The organism is Pseudomonas reactans (assembly GCF_013385825.1).
GTDB classification, from domain to species: domain Bacteria; phylum Pseudomonadota; class Gammaproteobacteria; order Pseudomonadales; family Pseudomonadaceae; genus Aquipseudomonas; species Aquipseudomonas reactans.
Genome location: NZ_JACAPG010000001.1, coordinates 1 through 24,450, shown reverse-complemented (window position 1 = coordinate 24,450; position 24,450 = coordinate 1). Strand labels below are relative to the sequence as shown.

At 59.4% G+C, this 24,450-nt stretch carries 17 protein-coding genes; 5 read left to right on the top strand and 12 right to left on the bottom strand.

Annotated features, from left to right (window positions below; all coding sequences use genetic code 11):
- Nucleotides 1-316: 316 nt before the first annotated feature.
- The 4 genes from aldA to HX868_RS00070 all read left to right on the top strand — a co-directional run bounded on the left by aldA (nt 317) and on the right by HX868_RS00070 (nt 5,989).
- Nucleotides 317-1,741 carry an aldehyde dehydrogenase gene (gene aldA / locus HX868_RS00085; RefSeq protein ID WP_177001493.1) on the top strand — a complete coding sequence of 475 codons (1,425 nt, stop codon included), beginning with the start codon at nt 317-319 and terminating at the stop codon, nt 1,739-1,741.
- A 76-nt stretch (nt 1,742-1,817) separates the two neighbouring features.
- Nucleotides 1,818-3,125 carry an MFS transporter gene (locus tag HX868_RS00080; protein WP_177001492.1) on the top strand — a complete coding sequence of 436 codons (1,308 nt, stop codon included), beginning with the start codon at nt 1,818-1,820 and terminating at the stop codon, nt 3,123-3,125.
- Between the two features lies 1 nt (nt 3,126).
- The gene (locus HX868_RS00075) at nt 3,127-4,344 is read left to right on the top strand and encodes a mandelate racemase/muconate lactonizing enzyme family protein (RefSeq protein ID WP_177001491.1); all 1,218 of its coding nucleotides are present in this window, start codon (nt 3,127-3,129) and stop codon (nt 4,342-4,344) included.
- Between the two features lie 25 nt (nt 4,345-4,369).
- Nucleotides 4,370-5,989: a GMC family oxidoreductase gene (locus HX868_RS00070; protein ID WP_177001490.1), complete on the top strand. Its 1,620-nt coding sequence runs from the start codon at nt 4,370-4,372 to the stop codon at nt 5,987-5,989.
- A 123-nt stretch (nt 5,990-6,112) separates the two neighbouring features.
- On the opposite strand, the gene HX868_RS00065 is transcribed toward HX868_RS00070, so the two are convergent.
- Together HX868_RS00065 and HX868_RS00060 are read right to left on the bottom strand one after the other, a co-directional pair.
- On the bottom strand, nt 6,113-8,608 hold the full coding sequence (locus tag HX868_RS00065) for a M10 family metallopeptidase C-terminal domain-containing protein (RefSeq protein ID WP_246355462.1): 2,496 nt from the start codon (nt 8,606-8,608) through the stop codon (nt 6,113-6,115).
- A 44-nt stretch (nt 8,609-8,652) separates the two neighbouring features.
- A complete protein-coding gene (locus tag HX868_RS00060) occupies nt 8,653-10,560 on the bottom strand; it encodes a M10 family metallopeptidase C-terminal domain-containing protein (RefSeq protein WP_177001489.1) in 1,908 nt (635 codons plus the stop codon).
- A gap of 520 nt (nt 10,561-11,080) precedes the next feature.
- Between HX868_RS00060 and HX868_RS00055 the strand changes: the two genes are divergently transcribed.
- Nucleotides 11,081-11,707 carry a helix-turn-helix transcriptional regulator gene (locus HX868_RS00055; RefSeq protein ID WP_177001488.1) on the top strand — a complete coding sequence of 209 codons (627 nt, stop codon included), beginning with the start codon at nt 11,081-11,083 and terminating at the stop codon, nt 11,705-11,707.
- On the opposite strand, the gene HX868_RS00050 is transcribed toward HX868_RS00055, so the two are convergent.
- From HX868_RS00050 to HX868_RS00005, 10 genes are all read right to left on the bottom strand, one after another.
- Complete coding sequence (locus HX868_RS00050) at nt 11,695-12,075, bottom strand: RidA family protein (RefSeq protein ID WP_177001487.1); 381 nt, start codon at nt 12,073-12,075, stop codon at nt 11,695-11,697. The genes HX868_RS00055 and HX868_RS00050 overlap by 13 nt on opposite strands.
- Nucleotides 12,072-13,037, bottom strand: coding sequence for a threo-3-hydroxy-L-aspartate ammonia-lyase (locus tag HX868_RS00045; protein WP_177001486.1), 966 nt, complete (start codon nt 13,035-13,037; stop codon nt 12,072-12,074). The genes HX868_RS00050 and HX868_RS00045 overlap by 4 nt, the downstream gene beginning before the upstream one ends.
- Before the next feature lie 69 nt (nt 13,038-13,106).
- The gene (locus HX868_RS00040; RefSeq protein WP_177001485.1) at nt 13,107-13,886 is read right to left on the bottom strand and encodes an ABC transporter ATP-binding protein; all 780 of its coding nucleotides are present in this window, start codon (nt 13,884-13,886) and stop codon (nt 13,107-13,109) included.
- Nucleotides 13,887-13,897: 11 nt separating this feature from the next.
- On the bottom strand, nt 13,898-14,659 hold the full coding sequence (locus tag HX868_RS00035; protein WP_177001484.1) for an ABC transporter permease: 762 nt from the start codon (nt 14,657-14,659) through the stop codon (nt 13,898-13,900).
- Between the two features lie 10 nt (nt 14,660-14,669).
- A complete protein-coding gene (locus tag HX868_RS00030) occupies nt 14,670-15,422 on the bottom strand; it encodes an ABC transporter permease (protein ID WP_095016010.1) in 753 nt (250 codons plus the stop codon).
- Nucleotides 15,423-15,626: 204 nt separating this feature from the next.
- Complete coding sequence (locus HX868_RS00025; RefSeq protein ID WP_177001483.1) at nt 15,627-18,092, bottom strand: TonB-dependent receptor plug domain-containing protein; 2,466 nt, start codon at nt 18,090-18,092, stop codon at nt 15,627-15,629.
- 180 nt (nt 18,093-18,272) lie between these two features.
- Nucleotides 18,273-20,513, bottom strand: coding sequence for a TonB-dependent receptor (locus HX868_RS00020; RefSeq protein WP_177001482.1), 2,241 nt, complete (start codon nt 20,511-20,513; stop codon nt 18,273-18,275).
- Nucleotides 20,514-20,835: 322 nt separating this feature from the next.
- Nucleotides 20,836-21,894, bottom strand: coding sequence for an ABC transporter substrate-binding protein (locus HX868_RS00015; RefSeq protein ID WP_177001481.1), 1,059 nt, complete (start codon nt 21,892-21,894; stop codon nt 20,836-20,838).
- A 35-nt stretch (nt 21,895-21,929) separates the two neighbouring features.
- On the bottom strand, nt 21,930-22,979 hold the full coding sequence (locus HX868_RS00010; protein WP_177001480.1) for an ABC transporter substrate-binding protein: 1,050 nt from the start codon (nt 22,977-22,979) through the stop codon (nt 21,930-21,932).
- Nucleotides 22,980-22,998: 19 nt separating this feature from the next.
- Nucleotides 22,999-24,150 (bottom strand): LLM class flavin-dependent oxidoreductase, encoded by a 1,152-nt coding sequence (locus HX868_RS00005; RefSeq protein ID WP_028615988.1) that lies wholly within the window; start codon nt 24,148-24,150, stop codon nt 22,999-23,001.
- Nucleotides 24,151-24,450: the final 300 nt, after the last annotated feature.

The following is a 24,450-nucleotide window of genomic DNA, read 5'->3' as shown; positions in this document are numbered from 1 at the left end:
TAGCCGCCCCGCGCCATGGATGGCGCGTGGCGGCGGCCCCCCAAATCACTGTCGGATTACGGGCACACCGAGCCTAGGCGAGGTGCCGAGTGTTGGGGCAAGAGCGCTTTGGTTACTTTCGCGCTTTTCGAAAGTGACCCGCCGTAAGGGCGGAACCCTAAGCCGCCGTTACCCAAATAACGGATATACACACCCTCCCAAACACCCCTAACCTGCATTTAACTCAAGTTACCCCACCCAATAAGTCGTTTGCACACCCCCCAAGCAAATACAAAACTGCATGTCACTCGCAAAACAACAACGTTGGGCAAACCACATGCAACTCGAGCGCAATTTCTACAACGGCCAATTCGTCGATCCCGCCAGCGACGCCCTGATCGCCGTCTACAACCCTGCCACCGAAACCCTCGTCGGCCACGTCAGCGCCGCTACGGCAGACGAAGCCATCGCCGCCGTCGACGCCGCTGCCATCGCCCAAAAGACCTGGGGCAAACTCACCAGTATCGAGCGCGCAGAACATCTGCGGACCTTTGCCGACGCTCTGGACGCCCAAGCCGAAGCGATCGGCACGGCGCTGGCCAACGAATCCGGCAAAAGCCTGAGCGACGCCAGCAATGAAGCCCGCTACGCCGCGCAGATCACCCGCTACCACGCCGAATGGGCTCGCCGGATCGAGGGCGAAATCATCCCCAGCGATACCCCGGACGAAAACCTGTTCCTGCAGCGCGAGCCGATTGGCGTCGTAGCCTGCCTGATCCCGTTCAACTACCCGGTCTACACCCTGTTGCGCAAGATCGCCCCGGCGCTGATCGCGGGCAATACGGTGGTGGTGCGGCCGAGCAACAACACGCCGCTGTCGGCATTTGAAATCGCCAGGGCCGTCGTGAAAGCCGGGATTGCGCCTGGCGTGATCAACATCCTGACCATGGACCACGCCACCGCCGCCAGCGTCTGCACCCACAAGGCCGTCGGGCTGATTACCCTCACCGGCAGCGTGAATGCCGGGCGCATCGTGCTGGATTACTGCAAGGCCAATATCGCCAAGCCGTCGCTTGAGTTAGGCGGCAAGACCCCGGCGATCATCGAGGCCGACGCCAATCTGGAACAGGCCGCCAGCGCCATCGTTGCGTCCAAGACTACCCATTGCGGCCAACTGTGCACGGCGGTGGAACGTGTTTACGTCCATGAGCGTGTCTACGATCAGTTCCTCGCGCTGCTGAAAACAAAGATCGGCGCGGTGGATTTCGGTGACCGGGCCAAAGACGCCAACCTGATGGGGCCATTGGTCAACGCCAGCTCGCAAAAGAATATCCACGCCATGGTCGAGCGCGCCGTCGCTGCCGGTGCTGTACTGGAAGTGGGCGGCGTGCTGCCCGAAGGTCCTGGGCATTTCTACCCGCCGACCCTGCTCAGCGGTTGCCGCCAGGACATGGAAATCATCCAGGAAGAAATCTTCGGCCCGGTGTTGCCGGTACTCAAGTACCGCGACATCGACGAAGCACTGGCCATGGCCAACGACCACCAGTTCGGCCTGTCGTCGGTGCTCTACACCGAGAACTACCGCACGGCTATGAAAGTGGCGAATGCCATCGAAGCCGGCGAGTTGTACGTCAATCGCACCCCGGCGGACCCGTACCAGGGCTTCCACGCCGGCTGGAAACGCTCAGGGCTGGGCGGTGATGACGGTAAGCACGGGATGCTTGAATTTACCCAGACCCGCTTGGTGGTCATGAAGTACTGATCCACGAATACCCGCGACACCCTTAATAAAAACAATTATCGGGGCACCCGTGCATCGGGTGCCTGAGGTCCGAATGATGTCCAAGCCTGCACCCGTTGCCCAGGTTCCCGTTGCCGTGCCTGCGGCAAATGACACTGCCAGTCGCTATTTCCAATTGATGTTGCTGGTACTGGCCGCCGGGGCGATCTACCCGATCCTCTACCTGCGCCAGGTCTACCAGACCACCATGCTGGAAGTGTTCCACATCAACCACAGCGAGCTGGGCTATCTGTATTCCATGCTCGGCACGATCTTCCTGCTCAGTTACTTGCCCAGCGGCTGGTTGGCCGACCGCTTGCCGCCACGCTTCCTGATCTTCTTCTCGCTGGTTGCCACCGGTGGGTTGGGCCTGTGGTATTCGACGGTTCCGTCGATGACCGGCCTGATGATTATCTTCGGTTGCTGGGGCCTGACCACCGGCCTGACGTTCTGGGCCTCGGTGCTCAAGCGCGTGAAGATGATCGCGCACCACACCGAACAAGGCCGTTTCTTTGGCATCCTCGATGGCGGTCGCGGGCTGGTCGAGGCGCTATTGGCCACCGTGGCGCTGGGCCTGTTCGCCTATGCCACCGAAACCCGCAGCGAGACGGCGGCCGAGGGCTTCAAGCACGTGGTCTACCTGTATTCCTTCGTGTGCATCGCCATCGGCTGTGTGCTGGTGCTGCTCAAGGACCCCAAGTCCATGGCCGAGACTGCGGCGGTGGAGAAGGGCAAGTTCAACCTGATCGCCGACCTGACCACCCTGGTAAAAATTCCCGAGCTGTGGCTGGTGACCGCCATCGTGTTCTGCGGTTACCACATGTTCTGGGCAACCTACAGCTTCTCCGACTACCTGCAAGGCAGCGGCATGACCGCCGTGATGGCCGGCACCATCACTACCATCAAGCTGTGGATGCGTCCCATCGGTGGCATCGGCGGCGGCTGGCTGGGGGACAAGTTCTCCAACATTTCGGTGCTGATCGTCGCACTGGCGCTGGTGACCCTGGCGATGGTCGGGCTGATCGTGTTCCCGGCGTTCAACAGCCTCGGCTTGTTGATCGGTACGGTGATCTTTATTGGTTTGATGACCTACGCGATCCGTGGCCTGTACTGGGCGATCCTCGACAGCTGCGACATTCCGCTGCGCATCACCGGCCTGGCCATCGGCATTGTCTCGGTGGTGGGTTACCTGCCGGACACCTTTATCCCGCTGATCAACGGCTACCTGACCGACACCTACCCAGGCAAGGCCGGTTACAACCTGTATTTCGGCTACATCGCCTTCATCGGCGTGCTCGGCACCCTTGCGGCCTTGATCCTGCGCGCCCGAATCAACCGAAAAAAATTCAACCAGACAGGTGCCTGAGATGAAAATCGTCGCCCTTGAAACCCATATTGTTGCCGTTCCACCGCCGCACATCGGTGGCATGTACTGGCTGTTCGTCAAGCTCAAGACCGACTGCGGCATCGAAGGCGTTGGCGAGATCTACGCCGCCACCTTCGGCCCCAAGGCCATGCTGCCGATCATCGAGGACGTGTTTGAGCGCTACCTGCTCAACCACGACCCGCATCACATCGAGCGTTTCTTCCGCCAAGCCTATTCGAGCGGTTTTACCCAGCGTCCCGACCTGACCATGATGGGCGTGGTCAGCGGCCTGGAGATGGCCTGCTGGGACATCATCGGCAAGGCCGCCAACAAGCCGGTCTACGAGTTGCTCGGCGGTAAGGTCAACGAGCGCCTGCGTTCCTACACCTACCTGTACCCGGTCAATAGCCAGAGCGAGTACGACTACGACGACCCGGACCTGGCGGCCGAATGCGCCATCGAGAACATGAACAAGGGCTTCACCGCCGTGAAGTTCGACCCGGCCGGCCCGTACACCGCGTACTCGGGCCACCAGATCTCCCTTGAGGTGCTGGAACGCTGCGAAACCTTCTGCCGCAAGATCCGCGAAGCGGTGGGCGACAAGTGCGACCTGCTGTTCGGTACCCACGGACAGATGGTGCCGTCGTCGGCGATCCGCCTGGCCAAGCGCCTGGAGAAATACGACCCGCTGTGGTTCGAAGAGCCGGTGCCGCCTGGCCAGGAAGACGCCATGGCCCAGGTCGCGGCCAAGACCAGCATCCCGATTGCGACCGGCGAGCGCCTGACCACCAAGTATGAGTTCTTCAAGCTGCTGCAGGCCGGTGGTGCTTCGATCCTGCAAATGAACGTGGCGCGCTGTGGCGGGCTGCTGGAGGCGAAGAAAATCGCGAGCATGGCCGAAGCCTACTACGCGCAAATCGCCCCGCATTTGTACAACGGGCCGATTGGCGCAGCGGCGAGCTTTCAGCTGGCCACGTGCACGCCGAACTTCCTGATCCAGGAAAGCATCATGACCTGGGGCGGTTTCCATGCCGAAGTGCTGACCAAGCCACTGCAATGGGAGGACGGCTACATCATCCCGTCCACCGAACCGGGCCTGGGGGTTGAACTGAACATGGACGTGGTGCGCAAGCACACGCCCTATACCGGTGAGCGCCTGCACCTGCAAATGGCGCCGACCCCGGCTGACGTAAAAGACACTTCGCCCGCCAAGGGCTAAAAAAACGACTATGCGGTAACCGTGAATGACATATGACTACATCATCGCCGGCGCTGGCGCCGCAGGCTGCATCCTCGCCAACCGGTTGTCCGCCTCGGGCGGATACTCGGTGTTGCTGCTGGAAGCCGGCGGCAAGGACAGTTCCTGGTGGTTCAAGATCCCGGTCGGTTTCGCCAAGATGTATTACAACCCGACCTTCAACTGGATGTACTACAGCCAGCCGCAAAAGCAACTGGCCGGGCGTGAAATCTACGCGCCGCGTGGCAAAGTGCAGGGCGGCTCGGGCTCGATCAACGCCATGATCTACGTGCGCGGCCAGGCCCACGACTTCAATGACTGGGCCGCCAATGGCAACGACGGCTGGGGTTTTGCGGACGTGCTGCCGTACTTCCGCAAACTGGAAAACCACCCGCTGGGCGACACCGAGTACCACGGCGGCAGCGGCCCCATCAGCATCACGCCGATGAAGGGCCAGACCCACCCGATCTGCGACGTGTTCCTCGAGGGCTGTGAACAATTGGGCTATGCCCATAGCGACGACTTCAACGGCCCCAACTTCGAAGGCGCCGGTTTGTATGACGTCAATACGCGCAATGGTGAACGTTGCTCCAGCAGCTTTGCGCATTTGCACCCGGCGTTGGGTCGTTCCAATCTGACGGTGGAGTTGCATGCGTTGGTAGACCGGGTGCTGTTCGACGATCAGCAACGCGCCACCGGCATTGCCGTCACTCAACACGGCGTGACGCGCACCTTCACGGCGCGCAAGGAAGTGATCCTGTGTGCCGGCGCGGTGGACACGCCGAAGATCCTGCAACTGTCCGGCGTGGCCGACCAGCATCTGCTGGCCGAGCACAATATCCCGCTGGTCAAGCACCTGCCGGCGGTGGGTGAAAACCTGCAGGACCACCTGTGCGCCAGCTACTACTACAAGGCCAATATCCCGACGCTGAACGACGAACTCAGTTCGCTGGTCGGCCAGCTCAAGCTGGGTTTGAAATACCTTCTGACCCGCAAGGGCGCGCTGGCGATGAGCGTCAACCAGGCCGGGGGTTTCTTTCGCGGCAATGACGAACAGAAGGACCCGAACCTGCAGCTGTACTTCAACCCGCTGTCGTACCAGATCCCGAAAAACAACAAGGCTAGCCTCAAGCCCGAGCCGTATTCCGGCTTCCTGCTGTGCTTCAACCCGTGCCGGCCAACCAGCCGTGGCACCATCCGCATTGCCTCGAAAAACCCGCGGGATGCGGCGTTGATCGACCCTAATTACCTGAGCACCCAGAAGGATATTGACGAGGTCATCCAGGGCAGCCGGCTGATGCGCAATATCATGCAGGCGCCGGCGCTCAAGGGCATCACCGTGGCCGAGGTGCTACCCGGCGCGGCGGTGCAGACCGATGAGCAGATGCTGCAATACTTCCGCGAGAACAGCGGCTCGATCTACCACCTGTGCGGTTCCTGCGCCATGGGCTCGGACCCGCAGGTGTCGGTGGTGGACAAGCGCTTGAAGGTGCATGGGCTGGAAGGGCTGCGCATTGTCGATGCGTCGATCTTCCCCAACGTGACCTCGGGCAATACCCATGCGGCGGTGCTGATGGTGGCAGAGAAGGGCGCGGATTTGATCCTGGAGGATGCACTCCTCTACTGAAGGTAGCGTGTCCGTTGTGGTGAGCCCCCGTGGCCGAGGGCGCACCACCGGCGCATGGCACATGACGCTACTCGTCAGACCTGCCAAGCGCGGGATGCTCAAGGGGAAATAACCGCATTACAGCTACCATTTTGGCCACGTCCCGTTGTTCTTGAAGTAGTTTAGGCGACCTCGCCTGTAAACATTTTCATAAAAATTCGAAGATTCCGACTCCCTTACATATTGGCCGTTTTTATCGGCCCTGAATGATACGGTCTCTCCCGATTGTAGGGTGTAGTTAGCCTGACCTGTTTTGATCTGGAAGCTCTGATCAGCGGTTGTTTTTACGATCACTTGGTGGCCCTCTGGCACGTTCTTAGCGGGTAAGCTGATCGATTCCTGCCAATCGCCATTCGCTACTTCGACGTAGGTTCGCAAGGTGCTCGGGGCGGGGATTGCACGGTTTGCCAATGCTTGGGGGCTATAAAACTGGCGGGGGTTGCGCAGCAGTTTCCATTCACCGCTCTGGGCGCTGTACTGGAAGTCAAGAGCGTCGCCCTTGGTTAATTGCCACACCGTTGGATCATTCACGTTGGGCGACTTGATATCGATGGGGTGTGTTGCATCAGACTTCAAATGGAGGATGTCACCGTCTATTCCGTCGGCAGGCAACCTGGCCTCTGGCCTCCAATTATGCCAATCGAAGGAGACCTTGGGATCGCCTGTGCCAAGCAAAACTTTTGAGCCAGCCCAATGCGATTTATCCCCAGCCGTTTGAGTACTCCAGGTTTTGCTTTCCGCTGAGTATTTGAAGGTGTGTTTTTCATTGGGCTTGATTTCGATGTACTCATCGTGCGTCTTGCCGAAGGGGCTGGGAAGAATCACTTTTGTAGCGAAAGTGGCCGTTGAGTTTAGGACGACAATGTCGTTGTCCTTCGGTTGTTTTGGCATGAGGGCGTAATGGTTCCAGTTGCCATTGCTCACCGAAACGATCGTCGTGGGGACGGTGACATCAGGCACCTGCGAGTAAACACTTGGGGTGACGGTGGTGTTCGTAAGGGAAAAATGAGCCACATTCTTGTTCACCTCGCTATCGGTGCTTCTCATGGTTTGAGCAGCGCGCTGCGTGGTCTGATTCTTTGAGGGTTTAGCCGTGAGGGTTTCAGCCATTGGTGATTTAGGCAGTGATGAAGTCAGCACATCGCCCGGCCGTATCTGGCCCACGGTATTGATTAAAAGATCGGGTTGGCCGTTTCCCGTCAAGTCCACAGCCAAGCTGCCACGACCGCTTTCAGGATTGTAGCTCAGCACTGCATCTCCTGGCTTACCGGTATAGCTCGCGACAAAGCTCAAATCCGTAGCATTGCTGTTTCTCAGGGCGCCGGACAGGTCAATCTTGTCGCTTCCACTGGTGAAGTCGGTGATAAGATCGGGATGTTCGGGCGTAGAGTCGCCAGCGTTATCGTAGATAAATGTATCCGCGCCGTTACCACCTTCTAGCCTATCCGCACCCGCGCCACCCTTGAGTCGATTGTCTGCGTGGTTGCCAATCAATAAATCGTCGCCGGCACCCCCCACCGCGTTCTCTAAGATCACACCCTTTGCGATAGAGACATTACCTTTCATTCCCCCGACGTCGGAAAACGAGCGTTCATACAGATTGATTTTCTGGTTCTGGGAGAAACCGGAAAAGTCCAGTGTGTCATTGCCTCCACCGTCCCAGATGCAGAAGAGTGCTTTGTCTGTTGCCGTGTTGAGGCTGAGGAAGTCGCGTCCGCTATTGGAGTTGAAGCCGTATGTTGTATCTGAATTTCGAGTGCTCATATTGGCTCCATACATTTTTTGTACGGCGGCAATGTCATGCATCATGGGGGCGGAAGGACGGTTCTCCTCACATGGTACGAGATAGTTCGTATTGAGGTCCGAAGTCCGCTCTTGCATGGTGATGTGGGAGTTTTTACCAGCGTGAGGGCTCATTATGGTGTAGTCGAGATTGTCCTTGGTGTGAAACGCTGAATCACCTTTTAATGTTCCATTAATGTCAGTGTATTTTTTTGTGCTGACTTGAAGTGTGCTTTGTAAACCAATGGCGTTTCCAATTACGCGTGTGAGTACGCCGCGTTTAAAATTGTTATGCTCAAAATCGGCGTCTGTCGTAGACATGCCAAGCATGGCATTGGATGAGTGGCGTGCTGCGCCGGCCGAACTATGATGGCCATCGATTTTGTTAGAGGGGGAATTAGCAAAAACTATTCTGTGATCGTTAGGGTGGTGCTTGCCCATTAATTCTTGAGTCTGCTCATAGGGTGTAGGTTCCGGAAGCTCTTTAAATGTAATATTTGCCAAGTCTGCCCACGCTTGCAATGCATGACGGGTTTGTTGTTTTTGATTGGCGTTAAAGTCTCCAGGTGTGTGCCAGTGCATACTTTCTGATTTTGACGTTGAAAAGAATTCATAAAGAATATTGGTCGTACCGTCGAGATGACGGTCCTGAATTTTTCCCCCGATAAGGAGTTTTGCGGCCTGGTCTGTGTTGAGCGAGGGTTTCTGGTAAACGGGCGGTGCTATCGGTCGTGTATGGATGTCCGGTAGTGGACCTGTTTGAGGTGCAGACGAGCGAGTGCTGATTGGATTTGTCATATGTCAGATGCTTTCGAAGAGGATTATGAAGGGTTAATAATTTTTTAGTGAGTATTGGTTAATACGTCGCTGGATTTTATTTGGCCATTGGCGTAGATGAATAGATCCGCTTTCTTGTTGCCGGTCATGTCAATGCCAATACTGCTTTCGTTGCTGGTTGGATTGTGGCTGATGATGGTATCGCCTGGGCGGCCGGTGAATTGACTAACGAAGTTCAATTGATCAAGGCCGGCTTTTTTAAGCGCCCTGGATACATCAATCGCATCGACGCCTGTCTTGAAATCCACTATTTGATCCGGGCGTTTAACGGTGGAGTCATTGGCATCTTCATATACAAATGTGTCCTTGCCCCCTCCCCCCAATAGGATATCGGCACCGCTCCCGCCGGTTATTTGATTGTCTCCATGATCACCGCATAGCTCATCGTTCTCTTGGGTGCCTGTGATGACTCTGACTACGGGGGGGACGACGGCAGGCGCAGGCGGCACATAACCATCAGTCCGCCCTCCGTCGGGGTTGATGCGCGCGGGGGATATATCCACCGCTTTGTGCATAGCGGGGGCGCGTAACACGTCCGAAGGGTAGATTTGCCCATGGAATTTGACTAGGAAACCAGCTTGACCTGACCCTTTCAGGTCTATCATCAACGTGCCCTCATTGGATTTCTCGTTGAATCCGAGCACGGCTTCTCCGGCCTTTCCCGAAAACCGAGTGACAAAATGCAGATCGTGCAAGTCGTTTTTCTTCAGCAGTGTGGACACGTCGATGCTGTCGTTACCACTGATGAAGTCGGTGATCAGGTCCGGTTTTTCTGGGGTAGAGTCTGATGCAGCATTGTAGACAAACGTATCTTTGCCTTTCCCGCCTGACAGCCTATCCGAGCCGACACCACCGGTGAGCCGGTTATCGGTATCATTTCCGATAAGATGGTCATCGCCGTGTCCGCCAACGGCATTTTCCAACGTGACACCTTTGGCAATGGACACATTGCCTTTCAGCCCGCCCACATTGGAAAAAGTTTGTTCATTTAGATTGATATACTGATCCTCCTTGTATCCCGAGCAGTCCAAGGTGTCGTTTCCGCCGCCGTCCCAGATGCAGAGCACAGGGCGATCATCAGCAGATTCGAATGTTAGACTCTCTCGGCCTGTATTCGAGTTGAAACCGTAAGTTGTGTCGGTATTCCGAGTGTTGTAGTTCGCGCCGTAAAGTCTCTGCACAGCACTTATATCGTCTATCATTGGTGTCCATGAAGGCGCGCCATGGCGTTTTGGACCGTTTTTTGTATCGTTAAAATAACTCATGACGGAGTGACCTTTAGTGTCTTCGGCATAGATAGCGTCCTTCTCGTAAGTGGCTCCTGTTCCGTTATAGTGGCCTGGGTGTTCCAAGCCTAGATTGTGTCCTAGTTCGTGAGTGGCGAGGGAGTTACCTATGGATTTTGGGCTGAAGCTGAAGTTAGGGTCGCTTAATGAGAGCCATACATTTCCTCCAGCCATATCGGATGCTCCACCTATGCCCTGACCTGGTGTCTTACGTATGGCGAGTAAGCCTTCGGCATCAGGGTTGTCTCTGAAAAATTTTTGATCACCTAGCCACTCACCTTCCGGCGGGTTTTCTTTGTAAGAAATATTGGCAATATCTGACCATCCGAGCATTGACTTTCTGATCCCTTCTTTTTGACTGTTCGTGAAATTTGTGTGAATGTCACCCTGGTTGACTGGGTCTTTTAGATCGAACTCGTAATATATTGTTGTTTTTCCGCTTCTGTTGTTGTCGTGCCAAGTAGCACCACCTCTAGAAATGATTCTGCCGGCCTGGGCAGTGTCAAGCGACATTTTGGCATCGCTTTGTTTATCATCTTCCGCCTCGGGTTCATGCTCTGAAACGCGTGAAGGATAAGCGAGATGGGGGGAGGGAGTGCTCGCTAATACATTCGATGTGTTTGTCATGTTTTATCCTTGAGTTGTGTGGCGAAGGAGTGTGCTGATGTGGTTCGGGTGTAAAATGCATGTAGGATGTACGGTGCCAAAAAAGAATATTGATTTCTATGGCTGGGTTGTTGCTGGTTGTGTTTGATTGGGTTGTTTTATGGTGAGATGGATTGGTGGGGCTAGAGAGGGAGGCATCTGGGTGCGTGCTGTTTAGTATTACTAATCTTGAATAGTAACTAATGTTTAGAATGGCCAGTCGCATGTATTTCGTTGTATTACGTCGTATGGATTGATGCTAATAATATATCGGCATTTACAATTTAAACCGCGTAGGTTGTTCCGGGCGATGCAGTTGTAACTGCGAAACTGATTTTTGGCTATTCACGTAGCTATGTAGACAACGAGGCAGTCGGAATACTATTGGATGAGCCCGTTATGACACCGGCTATTACCAAGTGACAGGTGTAAGGAAGGGGGGCATAAAAACGGGAGAGCACCGAAATTGACGCCCTGTCCAGGACTGGATATGTTGTCTTGCATGAAAAACACCTCTCCCAACGATACTCACCTGATCAGCCAGCTCGAACAGATTGCCGAAGGCTTGAGCAAGACCTTCAGCCCGTTCTGCGAAGTGGTGCTGCACGACCTGCGCGACCCGCAGCACTCGATCCTGGCCATCCATAACAACCTGTCCGGACGCGCGTCGGGAGACCCGACCACCGAGTTGGGCCTGGCGCGGATTGCCGACCCGGACTACCCGCAAGTCATCGCCAATTACCAGAACCAGTTCAGTGACGGCCGTCAGGTCAAAAGTACCTCGATCGGCATCAAGGGCGCGGGTGGCGAGTACGTCGCGGCCTTGTGCATGAATGTCGATCTCTCATTGTTCCGTGGTTTGCAAGGCATGCTGGAGCAATTCGGTTCGGTCAGCGGCGACAAGCTCATCGAGTCCCTGGACCCTTCCGGCGCCGATGTCATCCGTGCGCGTATCGACCAGTTCGCGGCCCGCCTGGCCACCACCCCGCGTGCGCTGAAAACGGCAGACCGGCGTTTGCTGATGCAGGAGCTCAAAGACTCGGGCTGCCTGGATATTCGCAGGGCCATGGAAACCGTGGCGTCTCACCTGGGCGTGTCGCGCGCGGCGGTCTACACCTACGCCAAGTAGCGCGCCACGGCTTCAATCTCCACGAGGTACCCGTGATGCAACTCGGGCACCGGCACCACCGCGCGGGCAGGGCGGTGGTTGCCCAGCGCGGCGGCGTACACGCTATCGAACGCCGGCCAGTGTTCGACGCCGGCCACGTACACCGTGACCTTGACCAGATCCTCTGGCGCTGCGCCGGCCGCTTTCAAGATCTCCAGCAGATTGTTCAGGGTTATCTGCGCCTGTTCGGCAAACGACGCCGAGAGGTTGTGCTGCCCATCCGCACTGATCGGCAATTGCCCGGAGATGTACAGCGTGTCGCCGTGGCGGATGGCTTGCGAGTAATGGCCAGCGGGTTTGGCTGCGTTGGGCGTCTGGATGATCTTCATGACGCCTCGCTGAGCAGCGCGGCGTACTTCTGGATATCGACGTTGCCACCGGTGACGATAATGCCCACGCGCTGGCCCTTGAACCGCCCACCTTCGTTGAGCAATGCCGCCAACCCCAGGCAACCGGTAGGTTCGACCACCAATTTCATGCGCTGCATGAAGAACTTCATCGCCCCCACCAGCTCGGCATCCGTCACGGTGAGGATGTCGTTCACCTGGTCGCGGATGATCGGGAAGGTGTAGTCGCCCAAGTGCTGGGTCTGCGCACCATCGGCAATCGTTGCCGGTGTGTCGATATGTATGATGCTGCCGCTGCGAAACGAGCGCTGGCCGTCATTACCGGCTTCGGGCTCGACGCCATACAGCAGGCAGTCAGGCGCCAGGGCGCGGGTGCTCAGTGCGGTGCCCGAGAGCATTCCGCCGCCGCCAAGGCCGACGAACAACGCATCCAGCGGGCCGGTGGATTCCAGCAACTCCTTGGCGGCTGTACCTTGTCCGGCGAGGATGTGCGGGTGGTCGTAGGGCGGGATCAGGGTCAGGCCGTGTTCAGTCGCCAGGTCACGGCCGATCTGCTCGCGGTCTTCGGTGAAGCGGTCATACAGCACCACGCGGGCGCCATATTCGCGGGTGGCCGCGACCTTGGCGGCCGGCGCATCGGTGGGCATCACGATGGTTGCCGGTATGCCCAGCAACTGCGCTGCCAGAGCTATGCCCTGGGCGTGATTACCGGAGGAAAACGCCACCACACCGGCCTTGCGCTGCTGATCATCGAAACGTGACAACGCATTGAAGGCGCCGCGAAACTTGAACGAGCCAGCCCTTTGCAGGTTTTCACACTTGAAGAACACCTGGGCGCCGGTCAGCGCGTCGAGGGTGCGCGAGGTGAATACCGGCGTGGTGTGGGCAATGCCTTCCAGGCGTTGGGCGGCGTCGATGACGTCGTGGTAAGTGGGCGATGGCATGGGCGGACCTCGTTATCGTGTCTGGATAAAATATCCATATCAAGACAAGTTGTAAAGGTCTGCCTGGGTTCAGTGACCCACCAGTTCCTCCAGCAATTGCTCCTTGTAGCCTTGCAGTATCGGGGAGGCGCGGTCCCGAGGGTGAGGCAGCTCAACCCGGATCTCATGCTTGATCCGCCCGGGGTGGGCGTCCATCACAATCACCCGGTCACCGAGGTACAGCGCCTCCTCGATGTCGTGGGTGACCATGATCACCGTGCAGCGCTGCTGCACCCAGATGCGCTGCAGTTCCCGTTGCAGGTGCACGCGGGTCAGGGCGTCCAGGGCTCCCAGCGGCTCATCCAGCAGCAACACTTTGGGCTTGTTGATCAGCGCCCGGGCAATGGCGGCGCGTTGCGCCATGCCACCGGACAGTTGGTGGGGGTAAGCATTTTCAAAGCCGGCGAGGTTGACCAGTGCGATATGTTCGGCCACCAAGCGGTCCTTCCCGGCCTGAGGCAGCTTGTGGTTTTTCAGGGCCAGGGCAATGTTCTGGCTGACTGTCATCCACGGGAACAGACGATGATCCTGGAACACGATGCCGCGTTCCAGGCTGGTAGCCGCAATGCGTTGGCCGTCCAGCAGGATGTCACCGTCGTACTCGGCTTCGAGCCCGACGATCAACCGTAGCAGGGTGGATTTGCCACAGCCGCTGGCGCCGACAATGCTGACGAATTCGCCAGGGCGCACATCCAGCTGGATATTTTGCAGAACGGGCAGGTCGCGGCCTTCAATCTGGTAAGCCTTGTTCAGGCCCCGGATCTGCAGGGCGCCGGTGTGCACATGAGCGGGGTGAGCGATTGCATTCATAGCAGGGCCTTTCAACGGAGGTTGCGCCAGCGCAGCAGGTGGCGGCTTAAACGGGTGAACAACAGGGTCATCAGGTAGCCGAGCAAGCCGATGCACAGCACGCTCAGCACGATCACTTCCATACGCGAGCCGGCTTCGGCGTTCATCATCAGGTTGCCCAGGCCTGCCCCTGAGGACAGGAACAACTCGCTGCCGATCGCTGTGACCCAGGCAAACGCCAGGGCATGCAGCACACCCGTGGCGATGCTCGGCAACGCCGCTGGCAGCAGCACCTGGGTGAATTGCTGCACGGGCGTCAGCACCAGCACTTTGCCCACTTCGCGGTAACGCCGCTCCACATGGCTGAAGCCCTGGTAGGTGTTGAGCACCATCGGATAAAACGCGGCGAGGCTGACGATCAGCACCTTGGAGAACTCGCCATTGCCGAACCACATGGCGATGAGTGGGATCCAGCCGAGCATCGGCACCTGGCGGATCGAATGGAACAGCGGGCCGATCAGGCGGTTGACCACGCTGGACAGCGCCATCAACACCCCCAGCGTCACGCCGAACAGAATGCCCAGCACCAGGCCGCTGCTGGTGCGCGCCAGGCTGGCGAGCAGGTTGACCAGCAGTTCGCCGTTCCCGAGCATTTCCAGCAACGCGGTGCCAATCGCCGACAACGGCACAAACGCATAGGCGCCTGCGGCGTCCTGGCGTGAGGCGTATTCCCAGGCGAGCACTAACAGCAGCGGCAGCAACAGACCCCGGGATTTTTTCAAGAGAGGCAACATGGATGGGCTCCTAGCGGGTCTGCCAACGGAAGAGGTGTTGTTCGATACGTCGCAAGCCGTAGTCAAGGGCAAAACCGATCACCCCCGTGACCACCACGCCGACCATCACCACATCGATACGCAGCATCTGCCGGGCCATTTCGATCATCTGGCCGAGGCCGCTGTCGGCCGCGAGCAGTTCGGTGGCTACCAGCACCACCCAGGCGCGGGTCAGGCTGATGCGAAAGCCGGTGATGATCGGCGGCGCCGCCGCAGGCAAGGCGACCAGGCGCACAAAGGTCGGCCACCGTAGGCGGTACACGTCGGCCACCTCGAAGTAACTGCGCGGAATGCCACGCACGCCTTCGCCGGCCGCCAGGGCCACGGGGAAAAAGGCGGTCTTGGCGACAATGATGATCTTGAAGGTTTCATCGATACCGAACAGCAGCACGAACATCGGGATCAAGGCGATGCTGGGGATCTGGCGCAAGGTGTGGAACAGCGGCCCGCAGTACACTTCTACGTTCTTCGACGTGGCCATCAGCACGCCGAAGGCCAGGCCGCACAGGGAGCCGATGCCAAAGCCGAGACCGAGGCGCGACAGGCTGTTGCCCAGGTGCTCGAGTAGTTCACCACTGGCGAGCAGCTCTTCAAAGGTTTGCAACACCTGGGCCGGAGGCACCAGCAGGTTGCGCGGGAAGATGCCGAGATGGGCCACCAGCGCCCAGGTGGCGAGCAGGGCGAGGGGCGAGATAAGCCAGGAGAGCAGTCGAAGGAGGCGCATGGCAGGTCTTAATTGGGCTAAGTACCTGGCAGCTATCGCAAGACATGTGCCACAAACCGTAGGAGCCCGGCTTGCCGGCGATGAGGCCCTTGAGACGGGTGCATAAACAGAGGACGCCATCGCCGGCAAGCCGGGCTCCTACAGGGGCGAATCGCAGAAATGGTGAATGGGTGCTGCTACAGCAGCACCCGTTCAGCAATCCCCTCAGAAATCGTAGCTCACACTGGTGTAGTAGAACGCGCCTTGGGCACCTTCCGGGCTGGTGATCGAGTACTTCGGCACGCCATACAGTTGCGCGCCATCGGCCTTGTCCGGGTGGGTGTCGAACAGGTTGATCGCGCCCACTGAGACTTTCACGCCTTTGTAGAAGGTGTACGACACGTCCAGGTCGGTCACCCATTGCGGGCTGTAGGTCTGGTCCAGGCTGGGGTTGGTGGCGTTGAGGCTTTTCCATTCGCCATAGCGTCGCTGGGCCACTGTGACGCCCCAGCTGTCATACAGCCAATTGGCGCTCAGGGTCAGCTTGGAGTCCGGCGTGCCGTCTTCAATCAGGCCCTGGGTATTGCGCCCGACGATCTGCGAGCCCTTGATGTTGCCCACATCGCGCAGGCCGGTGATGGTCGTATTGTTCTTGGCAAACCCGCTGCTTAGGTTCAAGCGGCCCCAGCGTTGCAAGTCCCATTGGTAGTTGCCGGTCAGCTCGATCCCATCGGTGCGGGTGTCGGCGACGTTGGTGTAGAACGCCGCGCTCTGGATATTGGCGTAGGGCGTGCCGGCGAAGATCGGCGTGACCACGCTGGCGGGCAACTGGTCGGAGAGGGTGATGCGGTTGTCGATGTTGATGCGATAGGCGTCCACCGTCACCGAGGCGTTTTCAAGGGGGCGCCAGACCAGGCCGAGGGAGTAGTTGGTCGACTCTTCCGGCTTGAGCGCCTTGCCGCCGAGTGCCTGGGCTTCCGGGCTGTTGGCGCGCAACGTGCGCTGTTGCACTTCGACGTAATTGCCACTGCCCGGCGGCTGTTCCACCACCTGCACACTGAACGACGACATGCCGCTCTGCACCAGTGACGGCGCGCGATAGCCCGTGCTGGCGGTGGCCCGCGCGGCGATCTGCGGGGTGAAGTCATAGCGCAGCGAGAGCTTGCCGTTGGTGGTGTCGCCAAAGTCCGAGTAATGCTCAGTGCGCACCGCCACCCCGGCCTGGAACTTCTCGGTGATCTGGCCTTCGACGTCGATATACGCACCCAGCACTTTGCGGTCCAAGGACGCCGCATCCACTTGGGTGATGCCCGAGTAATAACCGGGAACGCGTCGCCCGGTGATCGGGTCGACCGTGTTGAACAGCGGTCCGTTCTGCCAGCCGGCGGCTTCACCCGCGCTCAACTGATAGTTCTCCTTGCGCCAGGCCAGCCCGGCGGAAAGCGTCAGCGGCTTGAACAACAGGTCGGTGGGGAAGTCGCGCACCCAGTCCAGGGTCAGGTTGGTCTGGTCGTTTTCGCGCTTGCCGGTGTAGATACTCGACGGGCTGCTGGCGCCGTAGCTGGGGTTGATCGCGTTGCGGTCGTTGGACTTGAGGGTGTTGTTGCCATGGTTCAACGCCAGGTCGAATTTGCCCAGTTGATCATTCTCGAAACGCAAACCGCCGGTCACGGCGTAGTCTTCAAGCCCATAGCGGGTGATCGGCAAGCGACCGTCCGGGTAGCGCGCCAATGCATTGCTGCCGTAGTTGTTGCGCAGGGTCGTGGGCGGGTCGAAGAAGCCTTCGGCGTCGGTATTCTTGTGGGCGTAGGTGGCAAACCCGTAGGCCGTCAGCCCCTCGCCAATGCCGATTTCGCTGTTGGCCACGACGTTGTATTGGTCCGAGACATTGCCCGAGCCCCAGCGCCAGGTGCGGTAGCGGTTGTTCTGCTCGCGCGGCGTGTTCACGCTGGTGTCGCCGGGGTAAAAGATCCGGTTGTCGGGGTTGGTGTCGCTGGCCGGGTCCTGGCTGCCGGCATCGAAACTGAGGTTGAGGAAACCGTCGTTGGGCAGGGCGAAACCTTTCCAGCCACTGAGTTTGCGCTGGATGCCGTCCCCCTTGTCATAGCCGCCGAAACGGTAACCGAGGTTGCCGCCGTCGTCGTTTTCCTTGAGCACAATGTTGATCACCCCCGCGATGGCGTCGGAGCCGTACTGCGCGGCGGCGCCGTCGCGCAGGATCTCCACGCGCTGGATCGCACTGAGCGGGATCAGGCTCAAATCCACTGCCGCCGCGCCACGGCCATTTACCAGGCTCTGGCGGGTGATGTTGGCGCTGCTGTGACGGCGTTTGCCGTTGACCAGCACCAGCACCTGGTCCGAGGCCAGCCCGCGCAGTGAGGCGCCCTGGGCGATGGATCCGGAGAATGCCCCCTGAGGCGACTGCGGGAAATTGAACGAGGGCGACAGGGCGGTGAGGGCGCCGGACAGGTCGGTGGCCCCGGTCTGTTGCAATTGCTCGCCAGACAGTACATCTACCGGCGCCGCGCTTTGCAGGGCGGTCAAGTCGCTGCGGCGGGTGCCGAGTACCACCACGGTGTCCAGGTGATCGTTTTTTGCCGTGGGCTGGCTGTCGTCTGCCGCCAAGACAGGCACGGCAAGGCTGCCCATGACCAGCGCAATGGCGCCGGCCAACGGAGTGCGTTGGAACATAGAAAAGATCCTTTCAGGCAATCACAAACCTTGTAGGTGTCCGGATTTTTTGTGGCGAGGGAGCTTGCTCCCGTTCGACAGCGCAGCTGGAGTCGGCTTTTTAGGGGCGCTTCGCACCCCAACGGGAGCAAGCTCCCTCGCCACGACAGTCCGGTTTCCCACAAGGGGGATGGTTGGGGTTTAGAAGCGGCTGGTCACGCTCAGGCCCACGGTGCGCGGGTCGCCATAGGTGATCACGTATTGGCCCAGGCCACCGTTCGGCCGGCCATGGACTTGGTAGCGGCGGTCGGTGAGGTTATTGACGAAACCGGTAACGCTGAGTTTTTCGTCCGGGCTGTACCAGGTCAGGCGACTGTTGGCCAAGGTGTAGTGCGGCTGGCTGAGGTCTTTGTCGGCGCTGCTCTGGCGGTCGGCAAGGAAGTATTCCTTGTCGCGAAAGCTAACGTCCGCACCGGCCACCAGCTTGCCGCCGATTTCCAACGGGATGGTGTAGTCGCCACCCAGGGACACCACGTTGCGCGGCGAACGCACGAAGCTGTTGCCGCTGTAGTCACCGGTAACTGCACCGGTGGTGGGGTTGGTGTTCTTGAAGTCGGTGTATTCGGTGTCGAGGAATGAGATGGCCGCGCGCAGGTGCAGGTAGTCCGTGGGTTGACCTTCCAGCTCCAGCTCAGCACCTTTGACCTTGCCCTTGGCGCCGTTGGTCAACGCCGTGGTCAGCACGCCGTTGTTGACCGTCAGCAGGTTCACCTGAATGTCCGAGTAGTCGTAATAGAAGATGTTCGCGTTAGCCGTCAGGCGGTGGTTGAACCACTCTGACTTGACGCCGAACTCATAGGCATCGAGTTGTTCCGGGTCCACCGTGGTCAGTTGCGAGAGGCTAGTGGACAAGCCGGTGTTGAACCCGCCGGACCGGAAGCCGTGGGCGTAGCGGAAGAACACGCGCACGTTGTCGTTGATGCGGTATTCCGGCGTCAGGTCGTAGGTCCAGGCTTCCCAGGTCTTGTTTTCCTGGCGATTGCCGTTGCTGCCGGCGGCGGCCAGCGGAATCAGCGGGCCGTTGGCAGTGGCGCGGGTGAGCTGGGTGAGGCTGAGGTCGATGTCTTTCTTTTCCTGGGTCCAGCGCAGGCCACCGGTGACGCTGAAATTGTCGGTGAAGTCGTAGGTCAGGTTGCCAAACAGCGCGTAACTGTCGGTCTTGTGGTCGTAGCTCAGGTCTCGCAAATCCGTGGCGCCGTTGATCTGGTTCGAGCCGGTGCCGTTCGGTGTCGGGCCTGGCTGGATGAAGCGCCCGGCCGTGCTGTCCAGGTCCTCATGGAAATAGTGCGCACCCGCCAGCCAACGCAGGGTTTCCTGTTGGGGCGAGGCCAGGCGGATTTCCTGGGAGTACTGGGTGTATTTGTTGTCGGCGGTGGAGGTGCCGTTGACTTCATAGGGCGTGTAGTCGCCATCGCTGCTGGACTGGCCGCGAATGTAGTCATAGGCGCTGATCGACGTCAGCGTGTAGTCGCCCAGGTGCCAATTGAGCGTCAGCGACGTGCCGTCGTGGTCCAGCTTGGAATCGTCCTTCACGTTCAGCGCGATATTGCGCCCCAGCGGGCGCTGGTAGCCCACGTTGTAATAACGCCCCAGGGTCAACGCACCGTTGGCACCGTCGCCCTTGAATTCGCGGCTGTGGATCTTCCACAGCGCATCCAGGTCGTCGTTGAGCTGGGCGAAGAATTGCAGGCGCACGGCCTTTTTGTTGACGTCGCCGTAGGTGTGATCGTCCACCAGGTTCTTCTGGAATCCGTCGCGCTCTTCGGAGTACAGCGAGAGCCGCGCGGCGAGTTTTTCATCGACCAGCGCACCGCCCAACGCGCCGCTGAGGATGCGTTCGTTCTTGCTGCCAAAGCCGATCGTGCCGAAACCGTCGGTGTCGAAGGTCGGCTTCTTGGAAATGATATTCACCGCGCCGGCCGTGGTGTTCTTGCCATACAGCGTGCCCTGCGGCCCGCGCAGGATTTCTATACGCTCCAGGTCCCACAGCGGACTGCCGCCAGCAATCGGTGCGTTCAGGTACACATCATCGGCATAGATGCCCACCGGGTACACGGTGGCCGCCCCGGTATCGCCGGTGCCCAGGCCACGGATGTACCAGCGCGGGCGGCCGTCACCGTCCGGGTTTTTGGCCGACGCGTTGGGAATGAAGGTGGTGATGTCGCCCATGTTGCGTACGCCGTCGGCGACGATGTTGGTGCCCTGGACCGCCGACACCGCCACCGGAACCTCTTGCAGGGTTTGCTCGCGATGTTGTGCGGTGACGGTAACGGTCTTGAGTGATGGCTCGGTTTTGCTGGTGTCGTCTTCGGCGGCATGGGCGCCACCGGCAACCAGCAAAGCGAGCCACAGGCCCTTGGTGATTGGATTGATTTTATGCATGGCAGTCTCCCCCGGAAAATGTGTCATTGAAGGGGGTAGAGCAGAGATCGTGCCAAGAGGATTTCAGGGTGGGTACATGTATATAACTTGTTGAATATAAACGATTAAAAATTATTTTAAGGTGAGTTTTTGCAGGCAAATGCGAGCCTTGGAAAAGGCCTGTGGAACAATCAGCAGAAAGTGCTTGGAGGGTGCTGCTGGAGCAGCAATGGAGGTGTTGCCTAGCCAACATTGTAGGCGCCCGGCTTGCGGGCGATGGCGTCGTCGAGATCGCCATCGCCGGCAAGCCGGGCGCCTACAAGGGTGATGTGTGCCGCCAGGATCAGACGGCGACGCGGGAGGTGGAACCGATGACTTTTTCCAACACGCTGAAATCGATCCAGTCGCGCACATCAAAGCGCTTTGGAATGAAGTTCCAGCGAAACAGGAAATCGGTGAAATCCTGCAGCGCCTCGATCGAGCGAGAGTCGAGCGTTGTGCGCAAGCGCCGGTGGGCATCCTCGCCATACGCCGCCGTGACCCAGTACTCACTGGTATTGAGTTCCTTGGCGAGAAAGCGCCGGGTTTCCTCCGGGTTGGCCCAGGCCCATTGCTCAGTGCGCAGCACGGTGTCGACGATCTTCACACTGGCGTCGAAATGCTCCGTCAGCAGGTGCGTATCCACCGTGAGCGTACGTGGCGTGCCGTTGTTGGAGCGGATCAGCGGGTCCGGATGGGAACCCGTGTCGACCACTACATGCAGCCCGAACTCATTGGCCAGGTGCACGGCGTGGGCGCCCTTGAGGAAGATCGCGTCGATATCGCCGCGCAGCAGGCCGATCAGTTCGTTGTTGCGGCGGCTGAAGCGGCTGACGCCCAGGCTGACTTCCGGGCCGTAGACATACGAGGTCTGGTTATCGCTGTAGGTGCCGCCGTAAGGGTAGTCCACCAATTCCACGTCCGACACGTTCAGGCCTTCGAGCTTGAGCGCGTTTTCCAGGCCGCGCAGGGCCTGGGCGCGGGTGAAATCGATCTGCACGTTGGCCCATTTTGGCAGGCCGAAGCGCCGGTTTTTCAGGTCGCGAACGCTCTTCACGCCGCTCTCGGCGGTGGTCAGAATCAACTGCACTTCATCACTCCACGACAAGCCCAGCACACGGGTTTCCACGCCGCTGGCGTAGGCCCAGATCGCCGGGATGTTACCGCCGTGGCGTACCGAATTCTGCAGGTGGTGGTCATAGTGGGCTTCGCGTACTTCGCGCTCGGTGGATTCACGCAGCGATTGGATGTTGGTGCCGTAGGGCAGGAAGGCTTCGGCCAGTCGCCCGGACTGCACCGCAATGCCCAGCCCGGTGGGGACGGGGCTGTGGGTGTACCAGAGAGTATCGAGTGGTTTGCTCATAAAATTCTTCGTTCAAATCCATGAAGCCTGGCGGCTCAGCCTGCCAGCGCGGTGTTGCCATTGAGCAACGCATTCAACGGCCGTGCATCGATCCATTCACGCACATCAAAGCTTTGCGCAATAAAGCGCCAGCGGTGCAGGAAGCGGGTGAAGTCCTGCAGGGCGGCGATGGCTTGCTCATCCAGTTCAGTACGCAGGCGCAGGTGCGCGTCGTCGCCGTAGGCGGCCGTGACCCAGTACTCGCTGCTGTTGGTTTCACGGGCCAGGTAACGGCGGGTGTCTTCCGGATGAGTGTGAGCCCATTGTTCGGCACGCAGCACCGAGTCGAGAATGCCGGTGGCCACGTCGAAATGCTGGTCGAGCAGGTTCAGGTCCACCGCCAGGGTGCGCGGCGTGCCGTTGTTGCTACGGATCAGTGGGTCGGGATGGGAACCGGTGTCGATCACCGTGTGCAGGCCGAAATCATGGGCGTGCTGTGCGGCGCTGGCGCCCTTGAGGAAGATCGCATCGACTTCGCCTCGCAGCAGTCCGATCAGCTCCAGGTTGCGCTGGCTGGCCTGAGTCGTCACGGGCGTGCCTGCCACATTCTGCACGGCACTGTCGCTGAAGGTGCCGCCATAGCTGAAGTTGACGAGCTTCACATCGCCGACCTTGAGGCCTTCCAGCGACAACGCGTTTTCCAGCCCGCGCAGGGCCTGGGCTCGGGTGAAATCAATCTGCGCGCCGGCCCAGTCGGGCAGGCCAAAGGTGCGGCCCTTGAGGTCCTTGACGGTCTTGATGCCGCTGTCCGAGCGAGTCAGGATCAGCTGCACTTCATCCGCCCAGGACAAGCCGATCACGCGGGTTTCGCGGCCTTGGGCACGCGCCCAGATGGCCGGGATATTGCCGCCGTGGCGTACAGAGTTTTGCAGGGTGTGGTCGAAGTGCGACTCGCGCACTGCCTTGTCATTCGATTCGCGCAAGGACTGCACCTCAGTGCCGAGGGCACCGACCGTGTCTTGCAGCCAGCCTTTTTGCACCGCAATGCCCAGGCCGGTGGGGACGGGACAACGGGTGTACCAGAGGGTGTCGAGAGGTTGTGTCATCAAGGAGTCTCCCCAGCAGTCAGGCGCTGGCTTTCAAGGGTTGGATTGCCGGGCGTTGGTGCACCAGGGGCAAGACTTCCTGGCCGATGCGCAGGGCTTCTTCCAGGTGCGGGTTGCCGGCGAGGATAAAGGTCGAGAAGCCGGCGTCGCGGTATTCCACCAGGCGCTCGGCGATGTTTTCGTGGCTGCCCACCAGGCCGACGGTCGGCCCCGGCTTGGCCTTGGCAAAACCGGCCCACAGGTTGGGGCCGATGATCAGGTCTTCAAAGCGATCGACGTTTTGGTGGTAGGCGGTTTGCCGCGCGGCGCCCACCGAATCCGAACCGCTGGTAAAACCCTTGGCGACCGCACTGGTCTTGCCTTCGAGCTTGTCGAACTGACGGCGCAGGTCTTTCCAGGCCAGCTCTTCGGTCTCGCGGGCGAACAGGTCCACTCGCAAACCGAAACGCACGGTACGGCCCTGTTTGTCGGCCAACTCACGCACCCGGTCGATATGTGGCTTGAGCTTGTCGATCGGCTCGGCCCAGTTGAGGTACACGTCGGCATGTTTGGCGGCCACATCCAGTGCCGCGTCGGAGAACCCGGAGAAATACACCCCAGGCTTGCGCTCGTTATGCAGGCCGGCCGGCAGGGCGCCGTTTTCCAGTTGGTAGATATCGCCGTCGTAGGAAAATTTTTCGTTTTCCCAGAGGCCCTGGATGATGTCGAGGAACTCGCCGGTGCGCTTGTAGCGCAGGTCGTGTTCGAGGAAGTCGCCGTTGGCGCGTTGGCTGGCGGGGTTGCCGCCGGTGATGATGTTCCATTCCAGGCGGCCGCGACTGAGGTTCTGCAGGATCGCGGCCTGCTGGGCGGCGTAGGCGGGCAGAGTCCAGGTGGCCTGGAAGGCGATCAGGAACTTGATGCGCCGGGTTTCACGGGCCAGTGCGGCGGCGGCGATCCAGGGCTCGGGGCCGGTGGGCAACAGGGCGCCTTCGAAGCCGGCGAGTTCGGCGGCCTTGGCGACTTGGGCGATGTAGTCGATGTAGGTGAAGTCGTCGGGTTCGCCGTTGGGCAGGCGGCCTGGGGCGATATGGCCGGGACGATAATTGGGATTGCCGCGGTTGTGCTTGTCGGTGGTGAGTTGCGGGCCGTCGGTGCCCAGTGGCAGGCGCCAGAAAAATTCAGTGCTCATGGGTGCTCCTGATTTGAGTCGTGCGGGGTGCTTGGACCTGATGGTGGGGATGTGTGCAACGGGCATGCCATGGGGGGTGGGGGTAATGGTTTCGGGGGGGCTGGGGTGTGTTTTTTCGGGGGGGTGCTGCTGTGGCAGCAGTCTTGCAGCAGTGGGTGTTTGGGGGGCAGCAGGTGGGGTGGGGTGGGGGGCATATCCGTTGCTGCGGTAACGGCTGCTTATGGTTCCGCTCTTACAGCGGGTCACTTTTGGAAGGACCCAAAAGTAACCAAAAGGTCCTCGCCCCAACACTCGGCACCT